This window comes from Cohnella zeiphila, from assembly GCF_014212055.1.
GTDB classification, from domain to species: Bacteria; Bacillota; Bacilli; order Paenibacillales; family Paenibacillaceae; genus Cohnella; species Cohnella zeiphila.
The window spans coordinates 45,476-57,777 of record NZ_JACJVO010000011.1; the positions used below are offsets into that span (position 1 = coordinate 45,476).

The 12,302-nt window shown below is 53.1% G+C and carries 8 protein-coding genes and 3 pseudogenes; 9 read left to right on the forward strand and 2 right to left on the reverse strand.

What is annotated here, in order from left to right; all coding sequences use genetic code 11:
* The first annotated feature begins 30 nt into the window (after positions 1 to 30).
* Complete coding sequence (locus tag H7C18_RS10570) at positions 31 to 1,200, forward strand: MFS transporter (RefSeq protein ID WP_185129021.1); 1,170 nt, start codon at positions 31 to 33, stop codon at positions 1,198 to 1,200.
* Positions 1,201 to 1,215: 15 nt separating this feature from the next.
* A pseudogene (locus tag H7C18_RS35070) lies at positions 1,216 to 1,367 on the forward strand (GMC oxidoreductase); the annotation flags it as partial.
* Between the two features lie 445 nt (positions 1,368 to 1,812).
* Here the strand turns inward: H7C18_RS35070 and H7C18_RS10580 are convergent.
* Positions 1,813 to 2,739 (reverse strand): NADP-dependent oxidoreductase, encoded by a 927-nt coding sequence (locus H7C18_RS10580; protein ID WP_185129022.1) that lies wholly within the window; start codon positions 2,737 to 2,739, stop codon positions 1,813 to 1,815.
* A gap of 173 nt (positions 2,740 to 2,912) precedes the next feature.
* Here H7C18_RS10580 and H7C18_RS10585 point away from each other — a divergent pair, with 173 nt between their 5' ends.
* Positions 2,913 to 3,794: a LysR family transcriptional regulator gene (locus tag H7C18_RS10585; protein WP_185129023.1), complete on the forward strand. Its 882-nt coding sequence runs from the start codon at positions 2,913 to 2,915 to the stop codon at positions 3,792 to 3,794.
* A gap of 301 nt (positions 3,795 to 4,095) precedes the next feature.
* Here the strand turns inward: H7C18_RS10585 and H7C18_RS10590 are convergent, their stop codons facing one another.
* Positions 4,096 to 6,666 (reverse strand): helix-turn-helix domain-containing protein, encoded by a 2,571-nt coding sequence (locus tag H7C18_RS10590; RefSeq protein ID WP_185129024.1) that lies wholly within the window; start codon positions 6,664 to 6,666, stop codon positions 4,096 to 4,098.
* 215 nt (positions 6,667 to 6,881) lie between these two features.
* Here H7C18_RS10590 and nadB point away from each other — a divergent pair, with 215 nt between their 5' ends.
* The 6 genes and pseudogenes from nadB to H7C18_RS35995 all read left to right on the forward strand — a co-directional run.
* Positions 6,882 to 8,507, forward strand: a complete 1,626-nt coding sequence (gene nadB / locus H7C18_RS10595) for an L-aspartate oxidase (RefSeq protein WP_185129045.1) — start codon at positions 6,882 to 6,884, stop codon at positions 8,505 to 8,507.
* A pseudogene (locus tag H7C18_RS10600) lies at positions 8,501 to 8,818 on the forward strand (serine hydrolase); the annotation flags it as partial. The gene nadB and the pseudogene H7C18_RS10600, both read left to right, overlap by 7 nt.
* A 168-nt stretch (positions 8,819 to 8,986) precedes the next feature.
* Positions 8,987 to 9,313 (forward strand): NIPSNAP family protein, encoded by a 327-nt coding sequence (locus H7C18_RS10605; protein ID WP_185129025.1) that lies wholly within the window; start codon positions 8,987 to 8,989, stop codon positions 9,311 to 9,313.
* 283 nt (positions 9,314 to 9,596) lie between these two features.
* The gene (locus H7C18_RS10610) at positions 9,597 to 9,923 is read left to right on the forward strand and encodes a hypothetical protein (protein WP_238357627.1); all 327 of its coding nucleotides are present in this window, start codon (positions 9,597 to 9,599) and stop codon (positions 9,921 to 9,923) included.
* A 261-nt stretch (positions 9,924 to 10,184) separates the two neighbouring features.
* Positions 10,185 to 11,411: a serine hydrolase domain-containing protein gene (locus tag H7C18_RS10615; RefSeq protein ID WP_185129027.1), complete on the forward strand. Its 1,227-nt coding sequence runs from the start codon at positions 10,185 to 10,187 to the stop codon at positions 11,409 to 11,411.
* A 15-nt stretch (positions 11,412 to 11,426) separates the two neighbouring features.
* Positions 11,427 to 11,534 (forward strand): annotated as a pseudogene (locus H7C18_RS35995) (3-ketoacyl-ACP reductase); the annotation flags it as partial.
* Between the last annotated feature and the right edge of the window lie 768 nt (positions 11,535 to 12,302).

A 12,302-nucleotide genomic window follows, 5' to 3' on the forward strand; every position in this document is an offset into this window, starting at 1 on the left:
GCGCAACTATGATAAAGGAGAGAACTGGACATGAATAATAGACCTTTAATTTACTTATTGGCTTTGAGCGCTTTTTTCGCAGGAACTGCGGAGTTGGTCATTGCAGGGATTGTTGATTTAATTGCAGAGAATTTCAACGTTTCATTGGCGGTGTCAGGCCAACTCGTCACTGTATTTTCGCTTTCGTTGGCGCTAGGATCCCCTATTGCAATCGCGCTAACATCCAAAATGAACCGAAAGAGTCTCCTGTTGACGACGTTAGCCTGCTTAACGATAGGTAATTTATTGGCTATGCTGAGTGGACATATATTCGCCCTCATGATGATCTCCCGTATCGTGCTAGGCATAAGCGCAGGTGTTTCCACCGTTGTTTCTTTAGCCATAGCCGCGAATCTCGTGGAATCTGAAAAACGAGGCGGGGCAATTGCCAACGTCCAGGCAGGTTTTTCGATCTCTTTGGTTATCGGCGTTCCGGCAGGCGTTCTCGTCGCGAGTCATTGGGGTTGGCATGCCATCTTCGGCGCACTTGCTCTAGCCAACATCCTGATCCTTCTATTGATGGTTAAGATGCTCCCTCAAATCCCCAGAAACCAAAACGCACCAAAAACACAGTTAACAATCTTAAGAAATCCTCGAGTTATCGGCGGCCTCGTTGTGACTTTCCTGAATGTTCTTGGCTACTCCATATGCTATACGTATATTTCTCCATATTTACAAACTTCAGCACATTTCAGTTTAACGGCTATAAGTGGAATTTTACTTCTTATGGGCGTTTGCGGAACGATTGGCGTACGGCTTGGAGGTTATGGTTCCGATCGCTGGGGTGTTAACAAGACGCTCTTTACGATGTTGGCCATCCATGCCGCAACGTTGCTTTTATTCCCGTTCCTTGCTACAACGGCAATAGGAGCAGTGACTGGCATCATCGTTTGGGGCATATCTGCTTGGTCCACAGTTCCGACTATATTTGTCTACATGATGTCGCTTGTACCGGAATCGGCGGAAACTGCGATAAGCGTGAATACATCTATTTTTCAGATCGGCATTGCTCTAGGTGCGGTAGTTGGCGGGCTCATCGTGAGTGGGTTGTCTTTCTCGGAACTGGGTTGGATCGGCGGCATTACGGTAGCATTGGGCTTGATTTCAGCCGTGCTAATGCTATCCCCCGGCAAATTGAAGGCCACTTTTTCTAAAGCCTGATAAAGTTTTGATATTGTCAGAGGATTTTATTCGAATTTCTTCCATTATGGCGGGCAATGTAAAATGGGATGGAGTATTCAAGAAAAGGGGTCGTTGACGGATTCCTAAATGTCTTAGGTACTAAAAATCTTAAGGTCGCCGATCTTTCCATAGCTCCTGTTTTACCTGCCGTCGAAAACCTTTGGGTGGGAAGTAGTGATACATTTAAAACTTTCGAAGATAACAGTTACACAAGAAAATGTAAGCTAACGAAGTATATAGCTCAATAAAAAGCAGCGGCAGTCTAAGACTTTTTTTCAAGTCCTTAGTCGCCGCTGTTTCGTTTTGGAGTGTCAGACTAATACTAATTTTTTATGGATGCCGGGCAGTCCAGTCTAATAAAAGATATATAGTTCTCCAATCGACCTTCAGATAGGGGACAATATTTGCACAAGATGCTTTTCAACTGGAAACAACCGGTTATCGCATTCGGCCGGCGAGTTGTTTCAAGCGCCACGGGGATGTATGAATCCGAAATGTCAAGAAAGCCAGTCCCTTATCGGCCAGCTTATCTTATTAAACGTCTGTTCCGTCGCAAATCTCCGAATCGCCGTCATTTCCGTTTAGAGCTTGCTATTCGTCCTGGTCGGGCCCGACCGTAAGGACAATCTTCCCTCGCCCGTGCCCGGTCTCGATCTCGCGGTGCGCTTCGGCCGCCGCCTCAAGCGGGAGCGTGTGCCGAATATGAATGCGCAGCTCGCCTGCCGCGTAAAGCTTCGTCAGCTCCGCCAGCTTGGCCGCGGAGCGAGTGCCCCTGATGGCGCGAACGCCGAGTTCCTCCGCCAGCTTGTAGTCGACGATGGTGCCGATGCGTTCCTTATCGTCGACGAGCTCTGCCATTGCGCGCAGGGCGCCTGCTCCCGCCGCATCGAAAGCGGCGCTGACGCCGCCGGGAGCGAACGCTCGGACTCGCTCCGCGAGACCTTCCCCGTACGCAACGGGAATGGCGCCGAGCTCCCGCAAGTATTCCCGGTTCGCTTCCCCGGCCGTGCCGATGACGGTTGCGCCGCGGTATGCGGCCAGCTGCACGGCAACGGTGCCGACGCCACCCGCAGCGCCATTGATCAGAACGGTATCGCCTCTGCCGATTCGCAGCTCGTCCAGAGCCGTAAGAGCGGTTTGGCCGGAAGCGGACAGTCCTCCGGCGACAGCCCAGGACATGCCCCGCGGCTTGGTTACAATTTGATCGGCGGGAGCGATGACATATTCTGCATAGCAGCGCTGGAACCGGAAGCCCAGCACCTCGGCTCCGACGGCAAACGCGTTCACCCCTTCCCCGACCTGGTCGACCACGCCGGCGAATTCGTTCCCCGTAATATGGGGGAGCTCAACGGTCATTCCCGGCAATCTCCAGCCGGAACGGACGGCGCAATCGGCCGGCTGGACGCCCGCCGCCTTCACGCGCACACGGACCTCACCCGGACCTGCTTGCGGCGTTTCGAATTCCATCCATGTCAATACATCCGGTGAACCGAAGGAATTAAATCCTATCGCTTTCATCGTTATCCCTCCTTTTGCAGCTGTCGAGTCTATGAGCGAATTACGCTTTTTCATTTGACAAAATGCGGCTGCCGCGCAGCTTAGCTTTATTCTATAATAGAGTATTGATTCTGAATAATATATCCTGTTTCATAATCCATATATCGTTGAGTATATGAATGGAGGATAACCAAATGGAACTGTTGCAGCTGCACTATTTCCGAACCGTCGCCCGGCTTGAGCATATGACAAAAGCGGCAGAGAAGCTTCGGGTCGCCCAGCCGGCGCTCAGCAAGACGATCGCCCGACTGGAACAGAGTTTGGGGGTGTCGCTTTTCGATCGGCAGGGGAGGCAAATCCGGCTTAATACGTTTGGGCGGGCGTTTCTTGCAAAGGCGGAAACGGCTTTGAACGCGCTTGAGGAAGGCAGGAGCGAGCTGATGGATATGGCTGGCCTGGATCACGGGAGCGTGCAATTGGCTTCGCCGATCCTTCACCGGCTGTCCGGCGCGATCGGCGCATTCCGCGAGGAGCGTCCGGAGGTTAATTTTCTCCTAACGAATACTTCGAACGAAGAAATGGTCCGTCTGCTGGAGGAGGGGAAGATCGATTACGGCTTCACATCCTTGCCCATCGGCAAACAAAGAATCAGTGAACTGCCGATTTTGAAGGAAGAGGTATATCTTGCTGTACCTCCAGGACATAAGCTGGCGAATCGCTCCTCCGTGACGATGAGCGAAGCCGCCGGAGAGTCTTTTATCGGCTATAAGAAGGATCATATATTCCGCGCACGCGACGATGCCCTGTTCCAGAAGGCCGGAATAACGCCGAACATCGTCTGCGAGGTGAACGATCCTTCCGTCAAGGCGAGCCTGATCCGCGCCGGAATCGGCATCTCATTTGTGGGAGCTTGCAACAAGAGTGCCGAAGCTCCCCTGGATCCTTTGGTGCTGCTGCAAATCGAAAGCCCGGCATGCCTGGGAACGTTTCAACTGGTTTGGCAGAATCAACATTATTTGTCCAAAGCCGCTCTCGCTTTCCGGGAATTCGTCATCCGGTATTATGCAGAGGATTAGGCGGAAGCCGGCGCGTATCGCCCGTACCCAAGCCGTAAAATCCGAGCTATGCGCGAGAGAACTCAAGCGCCGGAGGCCGCCATGACAGAGTATACAAGCAAATGTAAAGCCGGGGGAATCGCATATGTACAACTGTATAGGTGCCAAAATCATGCTTTTCGAAAGTTGAGAAGAACAACTTTATAAAAACCTGCGGTGTTGGAAGTTCGGAGTGGCTGAATTAAAATCGGACAGCGACTCGCTGCCGCCGAAGAAGAAAATACCAAGCGTTGCTCGACAAACGGCGCAACAAGGAATGCCCCTACACCTCTAACGCAAAAGAAACGGCCTGCTCTCTCGTCATTCCTCTTCCAATCGCAATGGCCTCGTTAAACGGCGCATCGCCGCATTCTAGCCTGCAGGTTCGTTTCGCCTCCTCGTAAATCCATTGAAACTGGGGCTGGGCCGCGGAGCCAAGATTGGCTCGTAATTTCTCGGAGACTCCGATCAGCGTAGCGGTCGCCCGGTATTCTCCCAGCCCGCACAACGCGCTTGCAAGCCCCTCGACCCCTCGCGCGAGGAACCACGTTCCCGGATACGTTTGGCAGATGGCGATGCCTCTCTTGAAAAGTGCCAACGCTTCTCTGGGCTTCTGCCGGTTTAACGCAATATATCCCAAGGCCCTAAAAGGTCCCGACAACTCCAAGTCGTCTTTTGCTTTCTCGAATAGAGCGGCACTTTCGACGAGCAAGGGTTCCGCCCGTTCCCACTGCTGCTGCGCCACCAGGATGTAACTCAGAGAACCTAAGGATGACGCAAGGCTCCAGTCGTCTCCTGAATTCCTGGCATGAAGCACGCTCTCTTCCGCGAGCCGGATCGCTTCGTCCGCTAAGCCCGAATGCGATGCCAGCTGAGTCAGCATGCGAAGCTGAGATGCCAGGAGTGCCGGATGTGCGAGCTTCCGGGCTTCATCCGCGCTTTGTCTGGCCAAGTCGTTGGCTGCATCGACTTCTCCCATGACCCACAGCAACACGCTCAGACCATGCTTCGCCTTGACCGCGTGTTCTTGAACGGAAGTTTGACAGTGCGTCGCCAGAGCCGCATGCAGCTGCGCGGATCCTTCCTGCAAGGTCCCTTCATGCAGCCAATAATAATAGAGGCAGGACGTCATTCGTATTGCAGCTCCCGCCTCCCGCGGATGATCGCAGGCTAGTTTCAGCGCGGAGCGAATGTTGGCGTATTCCCGCCGAATCGCCACGAATGCGGCATCCCGGTCTCGACTACGGAATCCCCGTTCCGCTCTCTCGACGAACCGACAGTAGTGCTCGACGAAGCGGCTGTTCAGCCGTTCGCGTTCCTCGTCCGTGCAGTGCCTCTCCCATTGTTCGCTTCCAAATTGTTTAATCGTCTCGAGCATCGCATATCTGCGCCTCGGTCCGCTACTAGCCAAATCAACAGATAGAAACGATTTATTGAATAGGCCCGCAATCAAGCTTAAGGCTTCCTGACGATCGAACCGTCCGAGTGAGGGGTCCGATTCTTCATCCGCGCATATCTGTTCGACCGCGTCTAGCTCGAATCCTCCGGTAAAAGCACTCAGCTTCCGCAGCAGCAGCCGCTCTTGCTTTGTCAGCAGGGCAAAGCTCCATTCCAGGGTGGCTCGAAGCGATTGATGACGGGGGGCAGCCGTTCGCTTCCCGGCTGTAAGGACGGCGAACAAATCGGACAGCCGTTCGTCGATTTGTTCGATGCTAAGCACGTCCGTCCGGGCGGCAGCCAGCTCGATAGACAGCGGGATACCCTCCAGACGTTCGCAGATTCGCCCGACGATCTTGACGTCCGCTTCCGTAACGCGGAAGGTGGGAGATAGGGCGGTCGCGCGCTCGATGAACAGCTGAACGGACTCGCAGGACAGAATGGCGTCATCTCCTGCATAATCCCGCAGCTCATTTTCCGTGGGGAACGTAAGCGGCGGAATCCTCCATACGCGCTCCATGCCGATGTTCAACGGCTCCCGGCTGGTGGCCAAAATGGAGACCTTAGGGGATTCCGACAACAACCGCTCGATGAGAGCAGAGCAATAATCGATCAAGTGCTCGCAGTTGTCGAACACGAGAAGCATGCATTTGTTCCGGACATGGTCGAGCAAGGACTCGATAAGCGGCCTTCCTTTCTGTTCCTTGACGCCTAATACCGACGTGATGATTCTCAGCGCCGAGAGCGTATCCATCGCCGAAGCGAGCTCGAACAGCCACACGCCGTCGGGATAAGAAAGGCGGGCGTCCGATGCGACCTTATACGCCAGGCGCGTCTTGCCACTTCCCCCGGCACCCGCGAGCGTGACGAGGGGGGAATCGGCAAGATGTTGCCGAATCTCCCCGGCCTGTTCGAGGCGGCCGATAAATGAGGACATTCTGCTTGGTAGATTCGTTGCTCCATATGGTGCGTTAGCACTTCGCGGCGATTCATCGGTCCTGTGTGCCGGCGAACCTGCCGATCGGATTCCGGAGTGAACGTCAGCCTCTCTACCCGCAGAAGCAGCTGCGAGAATCGCCTCGAACCATTGTTCGTCAAAAAGGGGATACATCCGGTTGTTTCCTGACCTGTCGTCATGGAATCGACGGACCGTCTCCCAAAGCAACTGAGCCTCCGCGCGCTCGGAACCGCGAAGAAACTTTTGTTCAACGACAAAAAGTTGAATCAGCAATTGCAGATTATGAGCGCTCGGCAGCCGTTCGCCATTTTCCCACTGCTGAATCGTCCTTGTCTCCACCCCGATCCGCTTGGACAGATCGATCTGCCGCAGCTTCGCCCTTCCGGCCGGGCCCGGTCTCTGCCGCAGTTTGCGAATCATCTCTTCCGGCCATATCCGTTCCGTTTGATTACCTGCCATTTATTCTCCTCCCGATAACACGAACTTACACGAACTCTTCGTACGAACTCGCCTGCATTCTTAGCATAGACGTCATCGTGCTAAGATTCAATCATACCTAACACGCCGAGTAAGCGTGAGGAAAAGACTAAGGGAAAACGAGAAGGAGGAATGCGGCATGCCATTCGTACGCATCGCATTGATGAAGGGCAAATCGGCGGAGTATCAAAAGAATGATGTTCCCACGCTATTTGGTTGATTTCGATGTGCAGAAGCTCCCTCGCGTCCGGACGGATGCGATCGTCATTGGGGCCGGGATTGCCGGATTGTTTACGGCGATTAAAGCGAGCGAGACGAAGTCGGTGGTAATGATTACGAAAAAATCGCTGCTCGATAGCAATACCCGATACTCCCAAGGCGGCATCGCGGCGGTCATCTCCGATGAAGACTCGCCGGAGTTTCATAGGCAAGACACCTTGGTTGCCGGGGCGGGTTTGTGCGACGAAGCAGCGGTTAGCGTGCTTGTGCACGAAGGGCCGGACGGCGTCCGCGACCTGATTGGAATGGGGACCGTATTTGACGAGGATAACGGCGAATTGGCCTTAACGAAAGAAGGGGCCCATAGCCATCGACGTATCCTGCATGCCAATGGGGACGCGACGGGGGCGGAGATCGTACGCTCGCTGTCGGAACGGACGAAGCTAGACCCGAACATCGAGCTGTGGGATGACCATTATGTGATCGATCTGTTGACCGAGAATGGCGAATGCCGCGGTGCGCTTGTGCAGAAGCCGGACGGGACAAGAGTTGCGGTGGAGGCGGACGCCACGATTCTCTGCTCCGGAGGGGCAGGACAACTGTTCCGCTATACGACGAATCCGGACATTGCTACGGGCGACGGCATCGCGATCGCTCTTAGAGCCGGTGCGGAAATTCGCGATGTCGAATTCGTCCAGTTCCATCCGACCGCCTTGTGCTATCCGGGTGCGCCGCGTTTTTTGATTTCCGAGGCGGTGCGCGGCGAGGGTGCGATCCTGCGCAACATGAAGGGTGAGCGCTTCATGTCCCGATATCACGAGCAGCTTGAACTGGCTCCGCGCGATGTTGTAGCGAGAGCTATTCTCGATGAGATGGAAGCAACGAAGTCGACGTTCGTCTACATTGATATTACGCATGAATCGGAAGAATTCGTCAAGCGTCGCTTTCCAACCATCTACGACTTCTGTCTGCAATTTGGGCTCGATCTGTCCACGGACTGGATCCCGGTTGCACCGGCGGCACACTACATGATGGGCGGCGTCAAGACGGATCTGTATGGGGAGACAACGGTGAAACGGTTGTTTGCCTGCGGCGAAGTGTCGTCGACTGGCGTGCACGGGGGGAATCGGCTGGGCAGCAATTCGCTGTCGGAGGCGATTGTGTTCGGGCGCCGCATTATCGAGCGAATCGCAGCGCTGCCGCCGCTTGGCCAGGGGGTGCAGCAGCTCCGCGTGGCGACGCACCGGCAAGAACCGCCGCGGCAGTCGATTGTGGAAAAGCGGCTTAAGCTGCAGAAAGTCATGCTGCGCGAAGCCGGTATAAGGCGCGATGCGAAGGGGCTCCAACGCGGATTGGACGAGCTGAAGCGGCAAGTCGCGTTCTTTGACGGGGCATTAACGAAGCAGGAAGAATATGAATTTGCCAATTTGCTTACGTGCGCGTTGCTTACTACGAAAGCCGCTCTGCGACGCGAAGAGAGCCGCGGCGGACATTATCGGGTCGATTACCCGAAGCGTGACGACGACCGCTGGATACGTCATATCGTCTTTCGGTTAACGCCCGAAGGACAGTTGGAGGAGAGCATTCAAGAGGCTGGGAGCTAATGACTGCCAACCGTCTCACGCCTGAGCAGCAAGCGGCCCGGCACGCGACGGCTGTCAATAACGTCCATGTTTCATTCGGCCAAGGACAGCACGGCGGCTGGGGCATGGGGATGGCGGTGCGCACCTACCGCGGCGACTACGCCCCGATCGGCCAATTCGGCTGGGATGGCGGGGCGGGCACCTCGACGTATGCCGACCCGGCTAACGGACTCGTCGGCATTCTGCTCGCCCAGGTCGGCATGTCCACGGCGGATTCGGTGCGAGCGATCCACGACTTCTGGACGACGGTTTATCAGGCGATTGAAGACTGATACGCCGCGCCTAGTATGTTCGCTAACACACAAGCACATACCGGCCTTAGTCGGTGGGTGCCTTGTGTTGCAGAGAACGGTAATGCAATAATCGACATCGCTTGCAGGGATAATCGAATTGATCCCGCGACCGTTACACTTGCGAATTTGACCGAGGAGGCGAGAACTTTGTTATATGAATTGCGGGTTTATTATATTCACCCGGGCAAGATGAAGGCGATCCAGGACCGGTTCCGGGACCATACCCTTGCTTTGTTCGCGAAGCACGGCATGAACGTAACGCAGTTCTGGGAAGACTGGGACGAAAGCGAGAATCGGCTGTACTATCTCGTCGAGCATGAAGACATGAACGCGCGCAACTTGAACTACGACCGCTTCCGCAGCGATCCGGAATGGTTGGCGATCAAACAGGTGTCCGAGCTTGACGGTCCGCTCGTGGCGAAGCTGGAAAGCCTGTTCATGAAGAACGCGGCCTTCTTCACGGCCATGTCATGAAATGAAGTCCCAATCAACGATGGCGCGCACTGCTTGACGACCATTCTGCCGCCGTATACGCCAACGATACGTCCGACGGGACCGATTCATAACGAACCGCAGCGGGGTACGCTGCAAGCCAAGAGCCGGAAGCTGTTCGCAGCGTTCCGGCTCTTCCCTTTGGTCGGCTTCGCGATGAAGCGCGATAAGCCGTCATGCGTCGCCTGCGTTCGTTTTTTTCAAACGCCGCTGCACGCCGCCTGCCGTCGAGCTATCATAAGAAACCTAGGCCATCCTACAAAGGATGGCCCTTCAAGAGCAAATAAAAATGGTGATTGGGCGAAGAGCTTTTTTGCGTCTCATACAACAGGTGTTGTGTCACCCAGAGCAATTCCCTGAACTTACCCGAAAGGTGATGAATTGTGGAGAGAGCTTTATAAATTTGCTTGAGTCCTTAATTAAGAAAGGCCAAGCTATTGGCGAATTGGATCCGGGTGATGCCAAGATGATCGGCTGGGCATATTTTGCTTTTTTCAATGGAGCAGGTTTGATCTTTATTGATTCGAACGATGACTTTGTTCAACTCACAGCTGAATATGCCTTACGCACAATTGGAATTCGAGCACCCTAGGGAACTTCTGTGCTTATGTGATACGGTCATTATATTCAGCAACTATCGGATAGGCATTCCCAACTGCAAATGGACGTTATCTATCAGCGGCAACAGCACTTAAAATCGAGTAGGCCACTTTAAAGTGCCTTCTTACGTAAAGACGATTTATTCCATAATATACACGTATACATCACACCTCATTTATTCGGAACTCCCTGCTGATGTTCAAAGGGATTTCTGAAAGCAAGTGATCCCAAAATAAAGAAAGTGGGTAATCTTATGCAGAAAACAGGATTTTCGGCATCACGCCTGCGTCGTTTAAGTACGGTTTTACAAGGCTATGTCGAGCGTGGTGAAATTGCAGGAAGTGTCGCCCTTATTCACAGATATGGCGAGGAAGCCTATGTCGATGCGATTGGCTGGCAGGACAAAGAGGCACAGAGCCTAATGAAGCGAGACACACTCTTCCGTATCATGTCGATGACTAAACCGGTAACTGCCGTCGCTGCCTTAATGCTGGTCGAAGAGGGCAAGATTGGAATGTTTGACCCAGTTGACGCCTGGCTCCCGGAACTTTCCAATCGGATGGTGCTGCGAGATCCTAATGGCCCAATCGATGATGTCTCTCCCGCATCCCGTTCGATCACGCTGCACGATTTGCTTACCTCTCGCCTGGGCATAGGCTGGGGAGATCATCAACTAATGTCAACCTTACTGAACTTGCTGCCCGCGCCAGTCGCGAAGCCGTTGGGAGTTGAACACGTAGATCTCGATCCTGATTCCTGGATAAACCGCCTTAGTGAGCTGCCTTTGATTTACGAGCCTGGAACTCATTTTCTCTACCATATCGCTCACGAAGTTCTAGGTATCTTGATTGCTCGAATTACTGGGAAATCACTGGAGGAGTTTTTCCAAGAGCGCATTTTCAATCCTCTAGGGATGATGGATACAAGCTTGACGGTGCCATCAGAAAAACGAGACAGACTGGCTGTGGCCTATGCGCCAGGACCAGAAGGGGGGCTGGTTATTGTGGACAATCCGGTGACCACTGGCTGGGTTGAGACACCGATCTTTCCATCCGGAGGGGCAGGCTTGATTTCCACGGCTGATGATTATCAGCGTTTTGGACGGATGTTACTGGGAAAAGGAGAGCTGAATGGGGTACGTCTTCTCTCGCGTAAGACAGTAGAGGCGATGACGACTGATTATCTCACAGCTGAGCAGCATGCACATCCCTTTTTTAATGAAACCGATTATGATGGGTCTATCATGTGGACTAACAAAGGGTACGGGTTTGGCGTCTCGGTCAGGACCAAACAAATTGGCATCGGACCTAGTGTTGGCTCATTTTTCTGGCCGGGAGCCTTAGGGTCAACCTGGATCGCAGACCCAAAAGAAGATCTGATGGCAACGCTCATGATTCAACTCAGAGGTGCGCAACTTCCTGAAAATAGCAAAATTGCTCTGGATTTTTGGACGTTAATCTATCAGGCTATAAATGACTAAAGCGTACCAATTAACGGTCAGGTTTCGACCGAGTTATTCCTGAATGGCAAATCCGAGGAACTTGTTGATTCGTTCCGCCGGATTACTGGACAGACGATTCGCGTAAATGGCGGTTTTAATTAATTCTATAAAAGATCGCCTATACCTGCTTGATTGGTGAACGGCGATCTTTTCTCATTATTCCAACCGAACTCCCGCTTGTCGGACCTTTATCACTAGCGTATTATCAAACTGTCGAATCGAGGCAATTGCATGTCTATTTGCAGGAAAGATGCTGCAAGCAGCCATAGTAAACGGGAAGGGAACTACTTCAACAGGAATTGGAGCAATAACCCACTTGGTATTTTGTACTATTGCAAATATTGTAAGTATTTCCCGCATAGAGGTGTGAATACCCCAAGCTTTCCATTATAGTCGCCAGCCATGCCATTAAAGAATAAAAAGCCAAAGCCTTAAGACCAAAATGCATGGTTAACAACCAAGAACTTCTTATTCCCCTACGGCAGCTTCGAGCTCTGCGAGATGGTTGCTGAATCCAATGGAGTGTTTATCCCCGTCTGACGACTCTAAACCAGATTGGAACAACTGCTATAGCAAGTACAGCCCAAAAAGCAAGTGTCGTTTGCCATGAACGTACCAGCAGTTCCGGCATTACTATCAATAACGGTAAGGAAGGTAAAAACTTCTTTCTTTGATGCGTATCCGATATGCGGCGGGAATGAGCAATGCCGGCAGCATGGTTGTCGAGTTTGCCGTCAACGACGCGGGCGATGAGACAAGAGGCAATTGTTACGAGAGCCTCGTATTAAACGCCTTGAACGCTCCGAACAAACCAGCCGTCATCTTGCTGTTCAGCGTGTTCGTGAACGATTGGAATCTTCAGGATCGGTT

Bases quoted from the DNA above. Each gene is read 5' to 3' on its own strand.
- H7C18_RS10570 (WP_185129021.1), top strand. From the start codon at position 31: ATGAATAATAGACCTTTAATTTACTTATTGGCTTTGAGCGCTTTTTTC.
- H7C18_RS10580 (WP_185129022.1), bottom strand. From the start codon at position 2,739: ATGAAAGCGATAGGATTTAATTCCTTCGGTTCACCGGATGTATTGACA.
- H7C18_RS10585 (WP_185129023.1), top strand. From the start codon at position 2,913: ATGGAACTGTTGCAGCTGCACTATTTCCGAACCGTCGCCCGGCTTGAG.
- H7C18_RS10590 (WP_185129024.1), bottom strand. From the start codon at position 6,666: ATGGCAGGTAATCAAACGGAACGGATATGGCCGGAAGAGATGATTCGC.
- nadB (WP_185129045.1), top strand. From the start codon at position 6,882: ATGTTCCCACGCTATTTGGTTGATTTCGATGTGCAGAAGCTCCCTCGC.
- H7C18_RS10610 (WP_238357627.1), top strand. From the start codon at position 9,597: ATGGCCCTTCAAGAGCAAATAAAAATGGTGATTGGGCGAAGAGCTTTT.
- H7C18_RS10615 (WP_185129027.1), top strand. From the start codon at position 10,185: ATGCAGAAAACAGGATTTTCGGCATCACGCCTGCGTCGTTTAAGTACG.